Below are 20,694 nucleotides of genomic sequence, written 5' to 3' on the forward strand. Positions count from 1 at the left end.
TATTAAAACGTTTTAAGAAGCGTTTTGATAATGTGCTTTGTTTCAAATGAATCTCTTTAAGAAATGGACGTTATGATTATACGTTTGATAGCAATAACAAGCGTTTATAGTTTCTCTCATTCAAATGAATGCTATCAAGATGATACCCATCATTTATGTTCCTTTTGATAAGTTTTCATAAAAACAAGAAAACGCTTGCAATATGATACGTTTTGTATATATGCATTCATTACTCCATTGTGGGTGATTAATTTTAATCATTAGAATCAAAATTAGAAAGCCGCGTTATATTAATGGCACGGCTTTCTTTTTGAATTCTCTCTTTTATGATACGTTTTAAACAATGCTTATAATGCATTTATAGCCATAAAGAAGGCACTCACACACTATTATTTGTTTTATTTCTCAATCTTTACAACCTCATCGCTTTTATAGACCTCATAATTATCGGGAACCAATCTTATTTTACTTTGTGTATCTATTTTTGCTCTTCCATAGGCACGACCCCAAACCTTGACATAACCAGAGATTTTCGCATTCCCATAAACAGAGCCATAAACCGCGGCACGACCACTCACTATAGCATTGCCATAGACCTTGCCATAAATCTTTGCAAAGCCTTTGATAGCAGCTTGTCCATAAATTTTTGCACTGCTGTAAATACAAGCAGACCCAGAAACCTTTGAATGACCATAGATCCTTGCATGATCATAAACAAAAGCATCATGAGAAACGCGCGCATGATTATAAATATGGGAATTGCTATAAACACGGGCGCAACCACTCACATGAGCTTTGCCATAAACATTCCCTGCGACATGAGCACTGTCATAGACACAAGCATGGTCATAAATTTTTGCATATCGAGTGATTACAGCCTTGCCATAAACCTCAGCATTGCCATAGACACGCCCCCGCACTTGAGAAGAATGCCTTACTTTTGCATGATCAGTAATATGAGCATAGCCATAAACAAGAGCCTCATCATAAACCCAGCAATTGCCATAGTGTGATAAGTTGCTTTCATTTTCGATATAGCCACCTAGATCACCAGCCTTGACATCATCAAAATCTTTTAAAGCACGAATGCGATAAAGGTTTGTAATTTGTTTTGTTAATCTATCTTTAATTTGTTTTGTTTGATTGGTTAATTCATATTTTTTAGACATAAGGATACCCTCACAATCTAATGTGATAAACGTTTGCTAAAATTTGGAATGGAAAATTTAAAAGAAGGGCGCCCCCGCAACGCCCGAGCATTCAATTATGCTGCTTTATTTTTGGAGAGACATAGACAATCTCTAATTCTCCATAAGGGGAAAGCCGTTCAATATAGGTTTTAATCTCAGTAGACCCCCCGACATTTTTACGAATAACAGCAATGCCATGGATATGAGCATTTTCACAAACATGCACGTTATTTGCTATACGAGCATTGTCATAAACCCTAGCATTATCATAAACAGAGGCTTTATCATAAATAATAGCCTTGCCATAAACATGAGCATTGCCATAGACATGGGAATTATCAGAAATAACAGCATTGCCATAGACATGAGCACTATCATAGACATGACCAGCAACGATAGCATTATCATAAACCCGCGCATGACCATACACACGACCACAAGTGATAGCATTGCCAAAAACTCTTGCATTTTCATAAACGTGACCATTTTTAAACACAAGAGCCTCATCATAAACCCAGCAATTACCATCATGAGAGAGGTTATCTTCCTTTTCAATAAAGCCACCTAAAGAGCCGGCTTTAACATCAGCAAAGTCTCTTAATGCTTTAATACGATAAAGAGTTTGATTATTTAATACACGTGTCTCATTTGTGAGTGCAAACTTTTTTTGCATAGCACAATTCCTTTATAAAGAGATTTAAATTTTTAAATGAAATGTTTTAAAGAGGGGGCGCCCCCGCCGCGCCGCTGCTTTTATTTATGCTGCTTTGTTTTCAATAATCTTGACAACGTGATCGCTTTCATAAACCTCACAATTTATGGGAACCCAACATAAACCGCTATGTCTTTTTATCCTTGCATTGCCATAGACCTTGCCTCTAATCACGATATAATCAGAGATTTTCGCATTCCCATAAACAGAGCCATAAACATCAGTATGAGACCCCACGCTAGCATTACCATAAACCTTGCCATATATTTTTGCAGCGCCACTCACAACAGCATGATCATAAACCACGGCATTGCTATGAATACGAGCACTTCCTGATAATTTTGCATTCCCATAAACCCTTGCATATTGATAAACCCAAGCGTTATAAGAAAGATGCGCATTGTCATAAACATGAGCATTTGCATAAACGCGGGCGCGGTCACAAACATGCGCATTGCCATAAACAAAGCCCATGATAATAGCGTTATCAGAAACTTTTGCATTTTCATAAATATAGGCAGTATTTAAAACAAGAGCTTTATCATATACCCAGCAATTGCCATCATGAGAGAGATTATCTTCACTTTCAATATACCCCCCGAGGTCGCCTTTTTTGACATCATCAAAATCTCTTAAAGCTCTAATTCGCTTTAAGAAATGACCATCTATATATTCACAATCATCAATAAATTCGTATTTTTTGCAGGCTCTTGTTTGTTAATAGAAGCGGTTTCATTTGAAATGTTAGAAATAACGGGGGTGTTTTTTGATATATTTGTCATAATTAAAACCTTAACGTAAAATTGTTTGTTATTGACACTCTTAACAAGCATCGGGTGCTAACAAACACGGCGTTAAGTCCGTTGCTTACACTTTTCCCATAAGGGTATTGTATGGTGTAAGCACACCCGACAGAGTCATTATATGCTAATTAACACATAAAAAACAGCCAGTATTTTAAAAGCATAAGAGAGGTTGTTTCGTAACCTATCCGCTTAACGAAAGTGTTTGTTAATCACTTGATTATTTATATAACAAAATACGTATTTATTGTCAAATAATATTTTATATTTTTTGATATTTTTTATGATTTTTTTAAATGCATTGTGTATAAATATTTATCATATGATTATGAATTGCTTCTTTTTTATTATATGCTTTTAAAGCTATATTATGTGCTTTCTTAAACAATTGCGTTATTTTTTGAATCTATACATTTATAATATTTATAAACGCTCTCATCATGCGTATTTTTAACTTTATAACCTATCTTGTTTTTTACTAAATGGTTTTAAAGATTTCTGTTAATTTCTTTTTATAACACATTTGCAACTTAACAGCCTTTTATAGGGATTGTCTTTATAATCATGCTTTCATTTGCATTGTGATTATGAAAATGCATTATGATTATGAAACCCTGCTTTTTTCACGCGTGCTTTATAGCTGTTATAATCTTTATAGCCACCGCATCATTTTTCATTTTCATAAGAGAGATTATAAATAGGATAATTGTGATTTATAGCTTGTTATGAAAACATCTAAAGAGAGATTGTTAATTATAGAGATGAGCAAAATCCCTTTTAATAGACTTTTGTCAGTGCTGTCAGTCTTGTCAGTTCTTTTTAGCCCCCCCTTTCTATATATTTTTTAATCAAAAATAAAAGTTATTATATTTCAATAGATTAATGACTTTAAAACACAACTCATATCAATGGTGCAATCTTTAAAGATAACCAATGATGTAAATTGATTAAAACCTGTCAGTTATCTGTCAGTAAATTGAACTGACACAAGTGATCATTTTAGTGAGTGATTAAAACGTGCTTTATGAAAAGCGCATGAAAGTGAAAACTGATTATATTTTCAAAATCCCTTTAATGTATTTTTATCACTTCACTTTAATAGATAAATTTATAATTTTAGAAAATGATTAAAACATGTCTTATGAAAGCATGTGATCCTTTAAAGCTTTTTAAAAGACAGCCTATAATCATAAGGCATGCTATTAAAATCATTATGGTTATGAGTTTTGAGTATTTTGAAGATTTTGAAGGTTCTTTTTACACCCCTTTATAATATTTTTTTTAAATCAAAAAATAAAAGTTATTATATTTCAATACCTTAATTTTTATTAAGTTTAAAAATAACAACCTATAGTGATATTATAAAGCTATAAACACAACTCATAATATATTTTGAAGGTGTTTTGAGAGTGTTAGAAACCTTCAAAACCTATAAGCAAAATGAATCTATGTAACTCTTTTTAAACAGAGCTTTTGAAAAGGATAAAGCTATCATTTGAGATTACGGTATAATCTCTTAAAGGCAATCCAAAAGAAGCGTATTCTATTTAAGATGGGATTTCTTAAAAGTCTTAAAGCAATCAAAATAAATGTGTCTAAAAGTGCAAAGCTTCTTTTTTTAGAATAACGCATATAAACACTTCTTTTAAGATTGTATCTAATCAACTTAACAAAGAGGTATAGATTATAATAGCTATATCCTATACCCCTTATGAGTTATAAGGTCTTATAAGCTTATTCAGTTTCTTTAATTTCTAATTTTGGTAAGTTCTTAACAATCTTCATTGTCTCTAAACTTACGGTAATAACCCTTTGAAACAATTCTAGAGGGTAGGCAGGGTTTCCAACGGTCTCAACAGCATAGCGATTGGCATCATTCACAATACCACTCTTTTTATCAGTCTTTACGCATTGACGCCCCATAACCCATTCAAGAGCAGGCTTGCCATTGACGATATACTCATAAGCTTCAAGAGGGATATCTGTCATTGTGATGTTGCTGTTGTAAATAACCGTTGTTTTATCCTTTTCCTTACTATTCTTAATTTTTGCGAATTTCATTTCTGTAACATAGTAAAATTTCTCAAGATTAGAGATATCAGTTAATTTTGGATTGCCTTTTTTAAATGTGACTGGATAAGGCTCCACATCTTCATAATTCACGTGTAAATGACCTAATTCACGTCCTGCTGTAACAAATTTCCAAAAATCATCAGCTGTCTTTACACAAGGGATACGAGGCAGTTCTTTAGAGAGGTTATCAGCATAACGGGTACGATAATCTTCCGAATGTAAGATCCCATAAACATAATAAAACAAATCATCTTTTATTATGATTTCATTCGGATAAGCCGCTTTAAAATGGGTTAAACCCTCATCCGTAATGGCATCACGCCGTTGTAAATCAGTATTGTTGCTTTCTTCTATAGAGTTCGTAAATAGATGAGATTGATCTTCATTTTTACTTTTTGAAACCATAGTATCTTCGTAAATATACCGTGGAAAACATTGACTCGTATCTATTGCATGATGGTTAGGTAAGTTTTTCGTCATCAATACAGAAAAACCTTTCATTGCTCCTGCGCCAGTAACTTGTATTACCTTATTTTTAACTGCTTTTCCGATAGGGAATAGGCGCGGTATTTGATAAATGCCATCATTGAAGATGCTATTGTAATAAAGCCATTGTTTTGTAAAAGGGCGATATAGGCTTTGAATAAGGCACTTATCTTCAAACTCGAAAAACTTTCCTCTTACCAACTCTTGTTTAATGTTATGGCTCCAACTAATTTTGCTTTCATCCGAATTTACGAAATCATTTACAACTTTTACACGTGACTTACGTTCAGCATGTGGATAGATATTGTTAAAACGTTCTACTTCACGGTTATAGAAAGTAATCATATTACTCATGTTTTTAGTTAAAACTTCACAGCTTGAGTTATAAGCCCAAGCATCACGATTAGTTTTTAGACCACAAGAATAAATATCAAAAAGTTTTTTATCATGACTTTTCTTATCACCTGTAGTTTTATCACCTATGACTAAAAATGATTTGAAGCTATCATCACGTTGATTAAGCCAATCATTATGTCCATCCGGTTTGATTATTTGCCAACCTTGTTGACTCCGTGTAATGCCATCAATGCTTACAAGGGATTCAATTATCGTAAGTTTTTCTTCTCTTTTAAGATAATCTCCAATATCACGGAAATATATTTTACCACGCTGTTGAGATTCTGGATTTTTGATAAGAATAGAGATAGCGATAGGAGCCCGTGACCCAGAACCAAAAATCTTGCCACCCTCTTTTCGAGAAAGTTCTCCAGAAGTTCGTTGATTACCCCGTAAATGGAAAATATAAAGGCTGCTAAATTCCTCAACGAAGCATTTTCGTAAGCCATCCATAGAATGTCCAGTAATAAAACCGGCATTTGTGACAAATCCGATTACCCCAGCATTATCAATACGGTCACTAGCCCAGCGGATAGCACGGATATAACTGTCGTAAAGTGCTTGCACACAAGTTGTTTTTGATTGAGCAGCATAAGTTTCACGGATACGATTATCTAATATGGGATAAGGACTCTTCTTTGCATTATCATTTTCACTTTTTTGTCCTACCGAATAAGGGGGGTTACCAAAAATAACTTTGATATCCAGTTTCTTTTGATGTTCTAAATATTCACTGTTCTCTTTAAATAATTTTTGTAGCAGACTTTTCTCTTCAAGCATCCGAAACGTATCGGTTAAACCAATATGCTTAAATGGGATATAATCACCTTTCATAAGACTATGATAAGTCGATTCAATGTTAATCGCTGCTATGTAATAGGCCAATAAAACAATCTCATTGGCATGGATATCATGACGGAACTTATATTCCATATCCTCTGGTTTTATGAGATTTGATTGTAACAACCGTGTGATAAAGGTACCAGTACCCGTAAAAGGGTCAAGAATAGAAACACCCCGTGATCCTAGACTTTTGCCAAATTCATTGCGTAAAACATCATCAACAGAGTGAATGATAAAATCAACAACCTCAACGGGGGTATAAACAATTCCAAGCCTATCCGTGGTTTTCTTAAATGCCTTGGTAAAAAAATCTTCATAAAGCTTGATAATAAGGTTCTGTCTTGCTTGGGGGGGTGTAATTCCAGAGGCACGGAATTTTACGCTGTCATAAAACTCTTGTAATTCTTTAGAGACTTGCTTGATATTGGTTTTATCCAACTCAGCTAAGATCTTTTCCATCGCTTGAGAAATGGCATTGTTTTGCACAAATTCATTGCCATCAAACAAGGCTTCAAATACGGGGCGCGTTACAAGATGTTGTCCTAACATCTCAAGTGCTTCTTCTTGTTTGATTTCACTGTTTAAGTTGTTTTTTAATTCCTTATGGAATGCATCAAAGGCATGATAGGCTTCACTGGTTTCATCGGATAGGATATCTTTAAGATGATTGATATGGTTTTGTGCAATCTCAGCAACATTGCTAGCCCATATGCCCCAATAATCCGCAAGAGTAAATTTCTTAGCCAAAAGGGTTTTAAGGGCATTAGGAAACTCTTTATAAAAAGGTAATCTTCCGGTTACGCTATGAATATAGCGTTGTGGTTCATAAGCTGCTTTTCCAATATCAAGACCCGTGCTTTCTGGTTTCTCATAAACATGGAGTTTATCTTCAACCGTCGTCATACTCTTTAAGGCAGCAATCTCTAAAGTATGACTAACATCTTGACCTAAAATCATCTGGTTAAGGGTTACTTCAAAGTTTTCATCATGGGAAAGCAAAGCATTGATCACTTGCCAGACAACACTGTATCTCTTGTTGTATTTTAAAGCCTCTTCAGCAGAAACCCCAGCAGGTACCCCAACGGGTAAAATGATATAACCTCTCTTCTTGCCTTTGGAACGACGCATGATACGCCCCACCGCCTGTATCACATCCACTTGGCTTTTGCGCGGGTGTAAAAACATAATCGCATCAAGAGCAGGAACATCAACACCTTCAGACAAACAGCGTACATTAGTCAACACACGACACGTATTTTCCCCCGCATCTTCCTTTAACCAATCAAGGGCTTCATTGCGTTTCTTGGCACTTTGTGTTCCATCAATAGGCGCCATTTTTTTCTTTTAACATATTGAAATATATATATTTTATCTTTAATTATCTTTTTTAAGACCACCTTTTAGACCACCCTTTACGGTTTATACAATTTTACCTAATTTGTTGTTATTTGTTCCGTATTTTTCTTTGGAGTAAAGGCTAAAATCTCTTTTTTTCTCCACCTTACTGCTCTCCCTAGCTTATATGGCTCTGGAAATACCCCTTGAAGCACCCAATTGCGAATCGTTGTTGTCGATACACTAAAAAGCTCTGCACATTCACGGGTTGTTACATATCTATCGCCATCATCAAATATCATCTCATTGCCTTTCTATTTTTTATATTATGTAAATGGGTGGGCTGTTAAGAAACACCTCTGTATTTTAAATTTGCAAATTTATTTGTTAGATGTGTTTAATTTCATATTTCCAATCTTTGAGTTGTGTAAGAGCCTTGGTAATTTCTCCCCGATGACACATGCACACATCAGTTTCAAAGCAAGTAATTGCAACACGCTTTTTATCCAAAAAAAGCTTGTATAATTTTTCTATTGCATGAAGATTATTCTTAAGAGTTGTATTTTTATAATCTTCAAAAAGATATTCATAATCTTCTCGTGTTTTCAGATTGCGTCTTTTTTCAGAGGCAATTCCAAATTCAGGCAAGTGTATATATTCAATGCCAATGTTGCTTACAGCTTTCTCTAATTGCCTTTTTGAAAAACCATGTTTTCTACTTATTGGATTTTTACGAACATCACACAAAATTTTAACATTGTTTTCTATGAGGCAATTCAGATAATGGTCTAGTGATTTTCCTTCATAACCAATGGTAAAAAAACAAGGCTTCTCATCTTTGGTATTACACATGTTTAATTTCCTTATGCAAATGGGTGGGGGTGCTGGGAGGAGAGAGCACCCCCATAATATCAAGCGGCTTTCGCTAAAATCTTTTGCATCTCTTGGTCTATTTCTGCTAAAAAGATTTCGACCGCTTGATTAATCTGTTCGATTTGTTCTTCATCACGGTGAATGCGCTTGATTTTCATACGAAAATCAGATGATCTGCCTACAAAACGCGGATCATAACTGATAAAATCACACCATTTGCGCCCCGTACAAGCCATTTGAAATTGCATTTGTGCAAGATATTCAGGCTTAATATTACTATCTATAAAGAAGCGTAGATGGTTTGGTGGTTGCGGGCATTTAACCTCTACTAAACCATCTTCACCAATAAACCCATCAGGACTAGCACCAGCCATTTGGATTGTGGGATGTTGAATGAAACCACACCTTGTGACCTCTGTATCATAAATGAATTCATATTCTCTCAAGGCATCTTCTTCATGTTCAATGCCCCATTGCATAGCCGGTGTCGTATAAGATTGGCTTATTTCCTCTGTTAATCGCTCCGTCATAAGTTTTATTTTGTAGTCTTCATATTTGCTTGTAGGCATTCCCTTGGCTGTTTTACTGAGTACGTTATAAACGTTTGAAGCGGTGACTTTACCTAAACGGGCTTGAAACCATTCTGCTGTTCTTTGTTCCATTTCACACCGCCTTTTGTTGCTCTTGTTGTGCTTTATTCATTTGAGAGCGTTTCTTTTTTTTCAAAGCAAACAAAACGGTTTGTGCTTGTTTATAAGACATCTGTGTTAGGGTTTTTACTCCTATGAAAGAAAGAATATCGCTTTCCTTTGCTTGTGTCTGTTCTATTAATTCTTTGATCTCATTCATTTGTTCAGAAGAGATACCAGCAAGAATTGTGGCTCCATCTGTATCGTCTTCTTTTCTTGCTACATTAAGAAGCATGCCTAGCAGGTATCTTCGTGCATAGGTAATTGTAGAGCCAACCGCTTGTATGCTGTTTTTGCTCCCTGTAGTGTCATAAGGAAATGTTCCTTCTGTTGATATTTTATTCCCTGATTTATGTGTTAAAGTCATTTCTACGGTTATACCGTTTGAGTTCTGTGCTTTGATCTGAGAAAACAAGGCAAAGTGGTGTTTTGCAAGAGTTTCCTTGATGGCATCAATATATTTATCAAGTGTTGTATAGATACTTTTAGTATGTGTATTAAGGGCATTTTGTTCGATGTTTTTATATTCCATTTGCATAGCAGAAAGATCACGGACAAAGTCTTGGCGCTCTTGTCGTTCTATCTCCTTTTCTCGCAATTCAAGAAGGCTCTTGAGACGCTCCAGATCGACATCACTTTGTAAAGCTCTTTCTAAAATAAGCTCCATAGCTGTAGAGTTGGTTTCACAAGCGTTTGTTTTTTCCACTAATTCCGTTTGTGTGGTACTTAGTTCTCTCATCTTGATTTCCTCCATTAAAGCGCAATTCCCCCGTGGCGTGAATCACGCATGTGTTAAAAGTTGCTTGTTTGGGTTGTTAAAAATTGAATTTCAGAGGCGGTATGATGTCATCAATTTCTAATATTGACATAAATCTACGTCCATCATTAGACTTAAGTGCAATAAAGATTTTTTCTTTATCATTAGAAAATCGTCCTATTTCAAATCCAATACATCTAAATACTTTGCTTGCGTATGATGCATATGTACATCTAGATGTGTGATTTGATATCATTTTCTTAAAATTATCTTCACCTAAAAGGTCATTGATTACGTCTTTAGGAATTATGGTATCTACATAGGGGTCGTCTTCATATCCAGAGATAGTTGTACAAAGTTCTCCGGGGTTTTGATCACTTCTCACAACTGTCTGTACACACCAAGTAGGTTTAATTTCATATCTATACATGATTATCCCCTACCTTAAAACGGTGTCGTTTTCGGATATTCTAAAACAGTGTCGTTTCCGGATATTTTTGTATTTCCGGATACTTGTGCATCACCATAAATTTTTGCGTCACCATAAACACGTGCATTATTAAGAACAAAAGAATAGTCCAAAATACAAGCATTGCCAGAAACCTTGGCATCACCAAGAACCTCGGCACCACCAAAAACTTTGGCACTCCCATAAACACGGGAAAAACCATAAACCTCGGCATCATCAAAAACACGGGCCTTTCCGTGAACACGGGCATTGCCATAAACCTTGGCTTTGTCGAAAATCTTGGCTTCCTCGCCAACCCAAGCATAATTATAAACCCATGCTTCTCCGTAAACTTGTGCATCACCAAAAACACGGGCATTACGATAAACATAGGCATCATCAGCTACCCAGCAATTTCCCTCATGGCTTAAGTTGCTCTCTTTTTCTATAAAACCACCAAGAACGCCTTTTTTAACATCTCCAAAGTCTCGTAATGCTTTAATTCTATGAAGTGTCATAAGGGCAACTTCGATTGTTTCATCAGTCAGTTCATATTTTTTTTGCATGATTTTCGCCCTACCTTAAAATAGCGTCACTTCCATAAAATTCTGTCTCGCCGGCTACTATGGCATTACCACGAACTTTTGCGTTATTATAAACTTCGGCATCATCATAAACCTTCGCATTTTCAGAGATATATGCATTTTGATAAATACAAGCATTGCCTCCAACCCAGCAATTATCATCATGGCTAAGATTCCATTCACTCTCGACAAAGCCTCCAAGGTCGCCTTCTTTGACATCATCAAAATCTTTTAAGGCGCGTATGCGATAAAGCGTTGTTCCATCAACTTTGATTGTTTCATCAGTGAGTTTATATTTCTTTTTTATCATGATAACCTCCCTTAATGCATGCTTTGTCTTTTAAGCTCTTGAGACAGCAACCCCATGCCTTTTGTGGTAATTTTTGCGCAAGGAATGACTTTTTCTATTCCACTGGCGGTTTGAAGTGTGATGGTTGGACAATCCATCAGTTGCTTTTGGATTTTGTCTTGATAAGGGAGTAAATTTCCCCCTGCTGCACGTCTGTAAATCCAACCTTTTTGCTGTAAAAATTGAATGAATTGTTTTGGTTGCATCTCGAGTATTTTAGCCGCTTCTGTAAGACCAAAGAGCCCATCATGGCGCTGTAAACTTTCAAGTGCCATGGCTTTTGGTGTTAAATCTTCAATAATGTTGTCTTTTTGATCTATTTGCCCTTGGAGGTAATTCAAAAAGCCAATCATAGCTTTTGGACTTGAATAGTCGATTTGTGGTGCTACCACTTGTTTTTCCAATTCGTGCCAACGGTCTATAATCTTAGCACGTAATGTCATGCTGTAACCCGAAACTAAGATGAGGCACTCACGTTTGGGTAGATGGTAGCAGTTTTGGGGCTTGCCTTGTTTGTCTAAATAGGTGGATCCAAATTTGGATTGACCCTCTTCAGGGTATAATTCCCCTAACATTTGCCTAATATCGCGCATAATGTGTGCGTGTTGTTTACTACATAGTTCAGCAATTTCACGACTGGACATAGTTTGAATGGTTTGGTTATTAAAATTGTTTTCTTCTACTGTCATAAGATTATGCATGCTTCACTCCATTCGTTGTGAGAACATTTTCATTGTGCTTAATTTGCTGTTTGAGATGTCTTAAGATTTCTTCTAATGTTTCAGGTTTTGAATAATCGATTGTTGCTTTTGCTTTTTTTTCACATTCCAAAAAATATTGACGTACTTGTTTACCTTTGAGATTAGGTTCACAAATGGCAATGTGTTTTGCTGCGTTTAAAGTGAGAGCATAATCTTTAGAAGGACCACCCCGTGATGGTAATTTTTTAGTAGATGTGACAAAATCGATATCTTCTCGAAAAGAAAAATCTTTAATACAGTTTTCTATCCATTTTCTAAACTCGGCTTTGACTTCCAAAAATGCATGCAAGTCACGAGCGCTAACAGTTTGAATGGTTTTTTGTTTAATTATGATATTATGAGTAGGGATAAAATTTTTCATTACGTACCTCATATGATGGGAAAAGGGGGGGCTTTTAGAAACGCCCTTCAAAATTTTAAAGCACATCACAAGGACGCAAACGGTGCTGTTGTTCATAAGTACCGTAGACCTCATCATTATATCTTTCTTTTGCTAAATCATCTAAAAGGTCATTGTAAGTATCACTTTCGCGTACAAAGTAATGAACCACACTCTCCTCATGGAGATGGTCGATATTTTTTTCTACATATGCGTCTGCAATCTCTTCAGAGATATCTTCACAACTCTTTTCAGAAGGATTTATACGAAAGATTTGGATAACATCATCTACCCCATTAACAATGCTTAGAATTTGACTTGCATCAAGCGGTCCAGATTCTGCAATGTGTTCATCTCTATCGAAGTAAACTAAATGAACTAAGAGAATTTCATTAGAATTTATGAGAATTGGCTTTTCCATAATTTCCCCTCCCTAACGCCTAGTAGCGATTGTTTGTGTTAATTGATATAATACTTATACGCAAACGTATAAATAAAATCAAGAGAAAAATTACGAATATTCCACTTTTTTTACATTTGTGTATAAATATTAGCTTCAGAATAATAGAATCAAAAGCTTTGCTGGACTTATTTCATAAGTGGACGATAAGATTTACGTGGTAGTATTGCAACTATTTCTCCAACCCATTTTATCTTAGCATTTTTAATAGGGTCTGCATTCCATGATTTAAGTACAATGCCCTCTAGAGAACGAGTAATTTGTTTGATGAATCGCCTATTATCTTCTGTTAGAACAACAACTTCATCACCATAATAATCGCTTACTGGCTTTGTTTGCAGATGTTTAACTACAATTAAATCACCATCTTTATACACAGGATACATGGAATCTCCACGGACCATGAAACCTAATGCTTCAAAAGGTAAATCAAATGGTATTTCAACTGTTTCAAGCCCATCTTCTGGAATTTGCTCAACATCTGTATCAATCTCTAGTCCTGCTCCTACATACCCCATAATAGGAACGAGTGTAGTAATTTGGTTATAGCCCTTTAAGCTTTTATATAGTTCTAGAATTGCATCTCTATGTGAACCTCTAGGATCTGACTCACTCCCCAACCATCTTGATATGGTTGCTTGGGTTACATTTAATCTCTCTGCAAGATCTTGTTGGCTGAGACCAAATTCAGATTGCAATATTTGCAATGTAGCAATGATGTTTTTTGTCATAATTAATCACTTATGATTTTTAAATTTAAAAAAATCTATTGTTTTTTTAAATAAACTGTATACAATTGCGTATATGGTTAAAGATAATGGATTCAATTCAAATGGGCACAGAGGAAAAATTAAAGATTAAATCTATCCGAAAGTGTTTATCTCTAACACAAAAGGAATTAGCAGACCTTTTAGGCGTTAAGCAAGCTTCTGTTTGTCGTTGGGAACAAGGCAAAGGATTATCATTAAAAAGTTATCTGAAACTACAACAATTAAAGAGCAGTTCTATGCCTGCTTTCACACCTGCTTCTACAGATAATAACGAGCACCAGCAGCACAATTTTTAAAAGCTTAATCACTGTGCATGTCATCATGGCGTGCAGATAAATACACAACAACCTTAAGGGGGAAAATGAAAAAAACACCACGTTATACTTTTAGTACTTCAGACGATTTAATATATGCAATAGGCTTACCAGAGGGGTGCACGCTCGTTTTTAGTAATTCTGATTGGAATTTTTCTTTTGATGAACACAAGCATTTAATAGCTAAAAGCACTCTAGGACCAATGTTGTACTTAGAGATACATGGTGACACAAAAGCTTTCAAAGAGAAGTTTCATGGATTATTTGAGAAGCATAATAAGCAGTCTCTATATTAGATGAAGAGCATCGTAATTGATATGCTTTTAAGCGATCTGCTGCAACTTCCATTTCATCCCACGATGCTTGGATTCGTTTAGCTTCTTCTTTAGGAGAATATAGCAATACACGTTCTAAAAAAATATTAGTACTAAAAATTTTTGTGAAATCATATGTCGGAGAAAATTGAAAAGTGAGTTTAATAGAAGCCCCCTCTGTCTCACTAATATCGGCCCAAAATTGCATTCCTATGATAGCAAAACATTTTGTATGGGCTGGAATATTTATAGGTCCTAATAATACTTTTACCTCTGGCGCTTCAGGTGGACTTATAAAATGAATTCTATCTTCGATATTATGGCAATAAGGTACACAAGGGGCATTAAATTGACCAACAGAAAGAAATACTTCAGGCCAAGAACTAGTATATTCCCATTTAATATCACTACATGGTGTCCGACAGTAAACACCAGAAACAGAATGCAACTTAATATCAAAGGGGGTTATATTGTGAAAATTAAACCACGCAATATCATCAGCAAACTCTTCATAACAAGACGTAATAAACAAAGGTTGCAGTGGAATGCTGTTTACTTGATTGTTTACATTTTGAATTGCATCATTATCAGGCATTTTCCACCTTTATTTCGAAAATAATTACCGTCAAACGGCTTTGTAAAAATATTTTAAATGGAATAGTAAATGACTAACACGATTCTCTGTCTTGATCTAGGTACCAAGACTGGTTGGGCTATATGCGGTGCTGATGGTCACATAACAAGCGATACAGAACATTTTCAATCACGCCGTTTTGAAGGCGGTGGAATGCGTTACTTACGCTTTAAGGGGGGGCTATCAGAAATAAAGCAGGCAGTAGGCAGCATTGATGCCGTGTATTTTGAAGAAGTACGCCGGCATATCGGTACTGATGCAGCCCATGTGTATGGCGGTTTGTTAGCAACCTTAACGGCGTGGTGTGAACATCATCAGATACCGTATGAAGGCATTCCTGTTAGCACAATTAAGAAAGCAACGACAGGAAAAGGAAACGCCTCAAAAGTAGAAATGATTAAGGCGATGTATGCAAAAGGGCACGCGCCTAAAGATGACAACGAAGCAGATGCTTTAGCAATTTTATATTTAAAGAAAGAAGGGGGCACACATGTCTAATGGTATGCCATGGATAAGATTCCATTTGTATGACTGGATAAGTGGTACAAATGGAATGACATCTGAACAACGGGGGATTTATATAACCCTTCTTGTTCTTATGTATGAAAAAAAAGCACCACTTAAAACAGATTTTGAAACGCTTGCACGGGTTTGTCATTGTTCACAAAAAAAATTCTCAACGACTGTCGAGTATCTCATAAGGAATGATAAACTTATTGAGACAGATGATGGATTGTGGAATACGCGTGTTGAAGAAGAGCTAAAAGATTTTTCGGATAAAAAAGACCACATATCACAAGTTCGTAGTGAAGCTGGTAAAAAAGGTGCGCAAGCAAAAAATGCGATAAAACAACATGTTAATAATTTTGCTGAAGCAAATGATAAGCAAAACGTTTTTTTTGCTGAAGCAAACGCTAAGCAAAATCAAGCTATAAAGAACCAGAATAAGAATATATATAAAAAAACTAAAACTATCGTTTTAGCAAAAAAAGAAATTAATTCTGAAAATTTAGAAACAAACGATTTGCTTGAAGAGCCAACAGAAGATGATGCTCTCAAAAGCCAATCAGAACAAATCGAAACATCATCAGAAAACCAACCTCCCATTCACGAGCAAGAAAGCGTTCCTAAGAAAGCCAAGCAGGTTAACACTGATCGAGGTTGTCGATTGCCTGCGGATTTTGAACCCGATTATGATTTTGCCATTGCAGAGGGCTTGCCTCCAGAGCGTATCAAAATCGAGATCGCAAAGTTTCGAGATTATTGGAATGCCAAGACGGGTAAGGACGCTAGCAAACGTGATTGGCAAGCAACATGGCGTAACTGGGTAAGAAAAAAAATTGAAGATTTAGAGAAAGAAAAAAACACAAACAACAATGGTGGAAACAATGGAAATTACTCTCAAAGACAAAAAAGCAATGGAGAAATCATTGCAGAACGCATCAAAGATTTCGCAGATAGAGGTTTTTTTAACACAAGCTTTAAAGCATGTGAACCAAGGATTTCCAACAATGCTGAAACCTGGATATGAGATGACCGTACAGGAAGAGCAGAATACCCTTAAAGCTTGCCTACAGTTAGAGGAATTAGTGTCTAAAAAAGCTTCTGCTGATGAGATTTCTTTTGCTTTTCGTTTGCTTTCTTCTGGAATGAAAACCCCCAAAGATATGGATCATGATTTTTCTGCTCTTTTTTACGGCATGGCTCTTGAAAGAGTTTCATCTGTAATCCTACAAGAATCCATCAAACGGATTGCACGTGGTGAAGTAGAAGAAATATCCAAAGTATTCATGCCAAGTGCTTCGGAGCTTGCGTCATATTGCAAAAAATTAGAATTGGACCTTTTGGCAAAAGCCAAGATTATTTGCAAAGCTATCATGAATACAAACAAAAGAGAAAATGTTGTTTTACTTAACCAAACCAAAGCGATAGCTTAAAATAGGTGATTATATGGAAAATTTAAAACAAAAACCAAATGAAGAAAAAATCATCAAGTTTTTCATGAACAATTCATGGGAAAAACTGATGCGTGTAAACGAAGGAAATGCACTTGAAGCTTGCCTATGGCTTCACAGACTTATTGCCGTAAAAGCTTCCAATGATGATATCATTAACACCTTTCGCTTATTCTCTTGTGGTGGCTTTCAAATGCGAAAAGATATGGATTGTGATACGTCTGCTCAAGCTTATCAAACTGAACTCAAAGGTGTTTCCTTGTTGATTTTGAAAGAGGCTTTAAAACGCATTTTACAGGGCAAAGTAGAAGGCATGTCTAAAAAATTTATTCCAAGAGCATCAGATTTTTCTGAATATTGCGAAGAGCTTGAAAAAGATCTGCTTTCACGAGCTAAAACTCTTCATGAACTCATAACAGGCGAATTCAGAATAGATTACTAAAAAACAGCAAAATAGTGAAAAGTGCTGATCGTTTTGAGATTAGATGTGTGTTTAAATCGACAAAATAATACCGTACAAGGCGATTTAAAGATTTTATGATGAAAACCACATCTGTAATATAAAACGCTCTATACGGTAAAATTTGAGGCAAATAAGCCCATAGGTAAAATTAAGATTAAAGCATGTCAATTTTAAAATATTTATCCTTAATAAACCGTAAACAGCCCATGCAAAAAAAGTTCGTAGCAACGGCTGTTGGATATGTTCCATGGGGAGATGGAGCAGCAGAGTATTTTTACAACCTCTACGAATATAAAGACGGCACAAGAGAGTGTGAAATGTTTGATGGTGGTCAGTATTACACCATACCAGAGAATGCGGATTTTAGCACCAAAGCGCAAGTGAAGGCGTGGGTTTATGGTGGTAATTTACCAAGAAGTGTTCTCGATTATGAACCTCTCATTGATGAAATCAACAAAGAAATCAAAAAATTATCAAAAGCCATTTGATGTATTTTAAGCGAAAAATCGGACAAGCCAAGTCTTAACTGCTAAGGATGGCTTACTTGCTCTAAAGACGAAATATCCGGTATGGGGTTATTATGCCGTGCTTGCCATAGATCATGCTTTTGTTGCAATTTAAGCCAAAATTCCGCATCATTTAAACCAGCCTTTTCTAAGCGTAAAGCAAGGTTAATACTGATTGCCGCATGACAGTTTAAAACACGTGATAGAGTTAAACGTGCAACACCAAGATGATTTGCAGCCTCTGTTACTGTTAATCCCAATTCATCAAGCAATTCTTCTTTCAAAATGCCACCAGGGTGTGGGGGATTGTACATCATAATAACACCTCAAAAATCAATGGTAATCTTGGTAATCAACCAGTTCAACATCTGTTCCAATGAAACGAAAAGTAACACGCCAATTTGCATTGACACGCATAGACCAATAACCCTTTAAATCACCTGTAAGCTCGTGAAGACGGTATGATTTAATCGTCATTTGTTCAGGAGCGGATATCGTATCTAAAATCACTAAAATATTTGCTAGTTTTTTAGCATGTGCAGGCTGTATTCCTTTAACAATTCCTCTTTCAAAGAATAACTTCAACCCTTTATGCTTAAAACTAACGATTGCCATATATGACCCCTTTTGTATACTGATACGATACACAATACACTTTGTCAACTGATTATTGATCACAAAGCGCTTTAAAATATAATGTTATATGTTAATAAATAATAATATCCTTTTGAAATAATTGAAAAAATAAACAAATTATGATAGGATTTTACGTATATAAAATGCAAATCAAATGGAACTTACAAACATGTTGAATAAAGTGATCTTAATTGGCTATTTAGGGGCAGATCCCGAAAGCAAAACAATGAATTCTGGTGCTGAAGTCGTCAATTTTCGCATGGCTACTTCTGAAAGCTATACAGATAAAAATACACAGCAAAAAGTAGGGAAAACAGAATGGCATTCCGTGGTGGTTTTTAATCCACATTTGGCAAAAATCGCTCTTCAATACTTAAACAAAGGTTCAAAGGTTTATGTAGAAGGAAAATTACAAACCCGTAAATGGCAAGATAAAAACGGTATTGACCGCTTCACAATAGAAATTGTCTTGTCACAATACAAAGGCGAATTGTATTTACTTGATGCAAAGAAAGAGCAATCTCCCCCCTCCCCCGTGACTTCTCAAAATTATGCTATAGCCTCTGGTGCCTCCGATTATAGCGTATCTCTTAATGACAGCATGCCATTCTGATTGAAAAAATATGACAAAAAGAAAAAAACGAGCAAAACGTGGTCGACCACGCATTGAAGGATGTATCAGAGAACCCAATGGTCGTATCTCACGGACAAAAATGCCACGTGATCCTATCGATAAATTGGCAATAGAAATGCGTGTTAAACACTTTGGTTTGACCATAGAAGAAGCTAAAAATCCGCTTTCCGGGACTTATATCGGACGGCTTTACTTACAAGGAAATCTCAATCAAGATCAATACGATGCTGCACAAAAATATCTTGAAGTAAGAAATGATTATTTATGTGCAAAAACATTGCCTAGTGCAATTTATAATGAAATGCCCTCATCTTCTGATGAAGCAGCAAGAGAGAAATGGGTTGAATTTGCAACAAAACAATTTTTTAATATGCAAGAGGTAATAAAAGAAACACAACACCTTTACAGACAGCACAATTTTTATGCTGCATTACAATATCTTGTTGTAGAAGATCAGCCTCTACCACATCTTATACCTTCATTACGTATCGTTCTTAATACTCTCCAAAAATATTTTGGTTATTAAAAAGATTGACTTAAAATAAGAAAAAGTACAGTATGTAAATATATACACATTGAGAGATTGGGGAATGGAACAAAACAGCCGAAAGATAATTGCAAAATTAAAACGCGACGGCTTTGAACTTGTTAAAGTAAAGGGTTCACACCATAAATTTAAAAAAGATGGTATGGTTGTTGTTGTTCCACATCCTAAGAAAAATCTTCCAATTGGTACAGCGCGCTCTATTGCACTACAAGCATGCTGGTTAAAAAAAGGAGAAGAAGAATGAAAAGATTTTTTGCTCTTGTTCATAAAGATGAAGATTCTGCTTTTGGTGTTCAGTTTCCTGATTTTGGAGGTTTATTCTCTGCTGCTGATGAAGAAGAAAATCTTATCATAAATGCTACCGAAGCCTTACAACTTTATTGTGAAGATATGGATACAGTGCCTGTTCCTTTAAAATTTGAAGAAGTGATACAACAGAAAGCTGTTAAAAAAGCTTTGTCACAAGGAGCTTTTTTAATACAAGTTCCTTTTATTGAAAATGATGCAGAAGTAGTACGTACCAATATATCAATTGAACGAGGACTGTTACGTGCAATTGATAATTGTGCACAAGAGAGAGGTTTAACAAGATCTGCTTTTTTGGCAACAGCAGCCCGCCATGAGCTTAATATTTAGCTATATATTAATGAAAATCAAAAAGCAGAAGGTAAACAAAACGCTATAGTTAAGAGGAATATGACTATCATTGATATCATATACATGGCATCTAATATTTCTGTATCTGTCATTTCTCTTCCCTGCTACAATAACTGTTTAATTAAT

Annotated in this window: 27 protein-coding genes and 1 pseudogene; 10 read left to right on the plus strand and 18 right to left on the minus strand. The window is 35.5% G+C overall.

The genetic code is table 11. The features are described 5' to 3' along the window. Positions 1–398: 398 nt before the first annotated feature. From NNJ85_RS08525 to NNJ85_RS08595, 15 genes and pseudogenes are all read right to left on the minus strand, one after another. Positions 399–1,169 (minus strand): hypothetical protein, encoded by a 771-nt coding sequence (locus NNJ85_RS08525; protein ID WP_254475221.1) that lies wholly within the window; start codon positions 1,167–1,169, stop codon positions 399–401. A 91-nt stretch (positions 1,170–1,260) separates the two neighbouring features. Next, entirely contained in the window at positions 1,261–1,863 is a 603-nt protein-coding gene (locus NNJ85_RS08530; protein ID WP_254472608.1) for a hypothetical protein, read from the minus strand. A gap of 84 nt (positions 1,864–1,947) precedes the next feature. Next, complete coding sequence (locus NNJ85_RS08535; protein ID WP_371923342.1) at positions 1,948–2,589, minus strand: hypothetical protein; 642 nt, start codon at positions 2,587–2,589, stop codon at positions 1,948–1,950. Positions 2,590–4,439: 1,850 nt separating this feature from the next. Then, positions 4,440–7,835, minus strand: a pseudogene (locus NNJ85_RS08540) (type ISP restriction/modification enzyme); the annotation flags it as partial. 101 nt (positions 7,836–7,936) lie between these two features. After that, positions 7,937–8,140 (minus strand): AlpA family transcriptional regulator, encoded by a 204-nt coding sequence (locus tag NNJ85_RS08545; RefSeq protein ID WP_139413528.1) that lies wholly within the window; start codon positions 8,138–8,140, stop codon positions 7,937–7,939. 85 nt (positions 8,141–8,225) lie between these two features. After that, a complete protein-coding gene (locus NNJ85_RS08550; RefSeq protein WP_254475223.1) occupies positions 8,226–8,690 on the minus strand; it encodes a DUF488 family protein in 465 nt (154 codons plus the stop codon). 59 nt (positions 8,691–8,749) lie between these two features. Beyond that, on the minus strand, positions 8,750–9,373 hold the full coding sequence (locus tag NNJ85_RS08555) for a lambda exonuclease family protein (RefSeq protein WP_254475225.1): 624 nt from the start codon (positions 9,371–9,373) through the stop codon (positions 8,750–8,752). Position 9,374: 1 nt separating this feature from the next. After that, positions 9,375–10,139 carry an ERF family protein gene (locus NNJ85_RS08560; RefSeq protein WP_254475227.1) on the minus strand — a complete coding sequence of 255 codons (765 nt, stop codon included), beginning with the start codon at positions 10,137–10,139 and terminating at the stop codon, positions 9,375–9,377. A gap of 76 nt (positions 10,140–10,215) precedes the next feature. Then, on the minus strand, positions 10,216–10,587 hold the full coding sequence (locus NNJ85_RS08565; protein ID WP_254475229.1) for a hypothetical protein: 372 nt from the start codon (positions 10,585–10,587) through the stop codon (positions 10,216–10,218). A gap of 14 nt (positions 10,588–10,601) precedes the next feature. Continuing rightward, positions 10,602–11,171: a hypothetical protein gene (locus NNJ85_RS08570; RefSeq protein WP_254475232.1), complete on the minus strand. Its 570-nt coding sequence runs from the start codon at positions 11,169–11,171 to the stop codon at positions 10,602–10,604. 10 nt (positions 11,172–11,181) lie between these two features. Further along, a complete protein-coding gene (locus NNJ85_RS08575) occupies positions 11,182–11,499 on the minus strand; it encodes a hypothetical protein (RefSeq protein WP_254475234.1) in 318 nt (105 codons plus the stop codon). Positions 11,500–11,510: 11 nt separating this feature from the next. Beyond that, positions 11,511–12,239 carry a Rha family transcriptional regulator gene (locus tag NNJ85_RS08580; RefSeq protein WP_254475236.1) on the minus strand — a complete coding sequence of 243 codons (729 nt, stop codon included), beginning with the start codon at positions 12,237–12,239 and terminating at the stop codon, positions 11,511–11,513. Continuing rightward, entirely contained in the window at positions 12,232–12,660 is a 429-nt protein-coding gene (locus tag NNJ85_RS08585; RefSeq protein ID WP_254475238.1) for an antA/AntB antirepressor family protein, read from the minus strand. Before NNJ85_RS08585 ends, NNJ85_RS08580 begins: the two co-directional genes overlap by 8 nt. Before the next feature lie 55 nt (positions 12,661–12,715). Further along, positions 12,716–13,099, minus strand: a complete 384-nt coding sequence (locus tag NNJ85_RS08590) for a hypothetical protein (RefSeq protein WP_254475240.1) — start codon at positions 13,097–13,099, stop codon at positions 12,716–12,718. 167 nt (positions 13,100–13,266) lie between these two features. Next, positions 13,267–13,869 (minus strand): S24 family peptidase, encoded by a 603-nt coding sequence (locus NNJ85_RS08595; RefSeq protein ID WP_254475242.1) that lies wholly within the window; start codon positions 13,867–13,869, stop codon positions 13,267–13,269. Positions 13,870–13,955: 86 nt separating this feature from the next. On the opposite strand from NNJ85_RS08595, the gene NNJ85_RS08600 reads away from it, so the two are divergent. Then, complete coding sequence (locus NNJ85_RS08600) at positions 13,956–14,204, plus strand: helix-turn-helix transcriptional regulator (protein WP_254475243.1); 249 nt, start codon at positions 13,956–13,958, stop codon at positions 14,202–14,204. A 258-nt stretch (positions 14,205–14,462) separates the two neighbouring features. Here the strand turns inward: NNJ85_RS08600 and NNJ85_RS08605 are convergent, their stop codons facing one another. After that, positions 14,463–15,131, minus strand: coding sequence for a hypothetical protein (locus NNJ85_RS08605; protein ID WP_254475245.1), 669 nt, complete (start codon positions 15,129–15,131; stop codon positions 14,463–14,465). A gap of 69 nt (positions 15,132–15,200) precedes the next feature. Between NNJ85_RS08605 and NNJ85_RS08610 the strand changes: the two genes are divergently transcribed. From NNJ85_RS08610 to NNJ85_RS08630, 5 genes are all read left to right on the plus strand, one after another. Beyond that, the gene (locus NNJ85_RS08610; RefSeq protein WP_254475247.1) at positions 15,201–15,668 is read left to right on the plus strand and encodes a crossover junction endodeoxyribonuclease RuvC; all 468 of its coding nucleotides are present in this window, start codon (positions 15,201–15,203) and stop codon (positions 15,666–15,668) included. Continuing rightward, entirely contained in the window at positions 15,661–16,701 is a 1,041-nt protein-coding gene (locus tag NNJ85_RS08615; RefSeq protein WP_254475249.1) for a YdaU family protein, read from the plus strand. Before NNJ85_RS08610 ends, NNJ85_RS08615 begins: the two co-directional genes overlap by 8 nt. Further along, positions 16,682–17,107 carry a hypothetical protein gene (locus tag NNJ85_RS08620; RefSeq protein WP_254475251.1) on the plus strand — a complete coding sequence of 142 codons (426 nt, stop codon included), beginning with the start codon at positions 16,682–16,684 and terminating at the stop codon, positions 17,105–17,107. The genes NNJ85_RS08615 and NNJ85_RS08620 overlap by 20 nt, the downstream gene beginning before the upstream one ends. Before the next feature lie 88 nt (positions 17,108–17,195). Beyond that, the gene (locus NNJ85_RS08625; protein WP_254475253.1) at positions 17,196–17,567 is read left to right on the plus strand and encodes a hypothetical protein; all 372 of its coding nucleotides are present in this window, start codon (positions 17,196–17,198) and stop codon (positions 17,565–17,567) included. Positions 17,568–17,749: 182 nt separating this feature from the next. Further along, positions 17,750–18,076, plus strand: coding sequence for a hypothetical protein (locus tag NNJ85_RS08630; protein ID WP_254475255.1), 327 nt, complete (start codon positions 17,750–17,752; stop codon positions 18,074–18,076). A 41-nt stretch (positions 18,077–18,117) separates the two neighbouring features. On the opposite strand, the gene NNJ85_RS08635 is transcribed toward NNJ85_RS08630, so the two are convergent. Together NNJ85_RS08635 and NNJ85_RS08640 are read right to left on the minus strand one after the other, a co-directional pair. Beyond that, positions 18,118–18,411: a HigA family addiction module antitoxin gene (locus tag NNJ85_RS08635; RefSeq protein ID WP_034988160.1), complete on the minus strand. Its 294-nt coding sequence runs from the start codon at positions 18,409–18,411 to the stop codon at positions 18,118–18,120. 16 nt (positions 18,412–18,427) lie between these two features. Further along, positions 18,428–18,709, minus strand: a complete 282-nt coding sequence (locus tag NNJ85_RS08640; protein ID WP_254475257.1) for a type II toxin-antitoxin system RelE/ParE family toxin — start codon at positions 18,707–18,709, stop codon at positions 18,428–18,430. Between the two features lie 190 nt (positions 18,710–18,899). On the opposite strand from NNJ85_RS08640, the gene ssb reads away from it, so the two are divergent. From ssb to NNJ85_RS08660, 4 genes are all read left to right on the plus strand, one after another. Continuing rightward, positions 18,900–19,343, plus strand: coding sequence for a single-stranded DNA-binding protein (ssb, locus tag NNJ85_RS08645; RefSeq protein ID WP_254475258.1), 444 nt, complete (start codon positions 18,900–18,902; stop codon positions 19,341–19,343). A 10-nt stretch (positions 19,344–19,353) separates the two neighbouring features. Beyond that, positions 19,354–19,890, plus strand: a complete 537-nt coding sequence (locus NNJ85_RS08650) for a hypothetical protein (protein WP_254475260.1) — start codon at positions 19,354–19,356, stop codon at positions 19,888–19,890. Positions 19,891–19,954: 64 nt separating this feature from the next. Beyond that, positions 19,955–20,155: a type II toxin-antitoxin system HicA family toxin gene (locus NNJ85_RS08655; protein ID WP_254475262.1), complete on the plus strand. Its 201-nt coding sequence runs from the start codon at positions 19,955–19,957 to the stop codon at positions 20,153–20,155. Further along, positions 20,152–20,547, plus strand: a complete 396-nt coding sequence (locus NNJ85_RS08660; RefSeq protein ID WP_254475264.1) for a type II toxin-antitoxin system HicB family antitoxin — start codon at positions 20,152–20,154, stop codon at positions 20,545–20,547. The genes NNJ85_RS08655 and NNJ85_RS08660 overlap by 4 nt, the downstream gene beginning before the upstream one ends. Positions 20,548–20,694: the final 147 nt, after the last annotated feature.

This window comes from Bartonella sp. B1098 (assembly GCF_944896145.1).
Lineage (GTDB): Bacteria > Pseudomonadota > Alphaproteobacteria > Rhizobiales > Rhizobiaceae > Bartonella.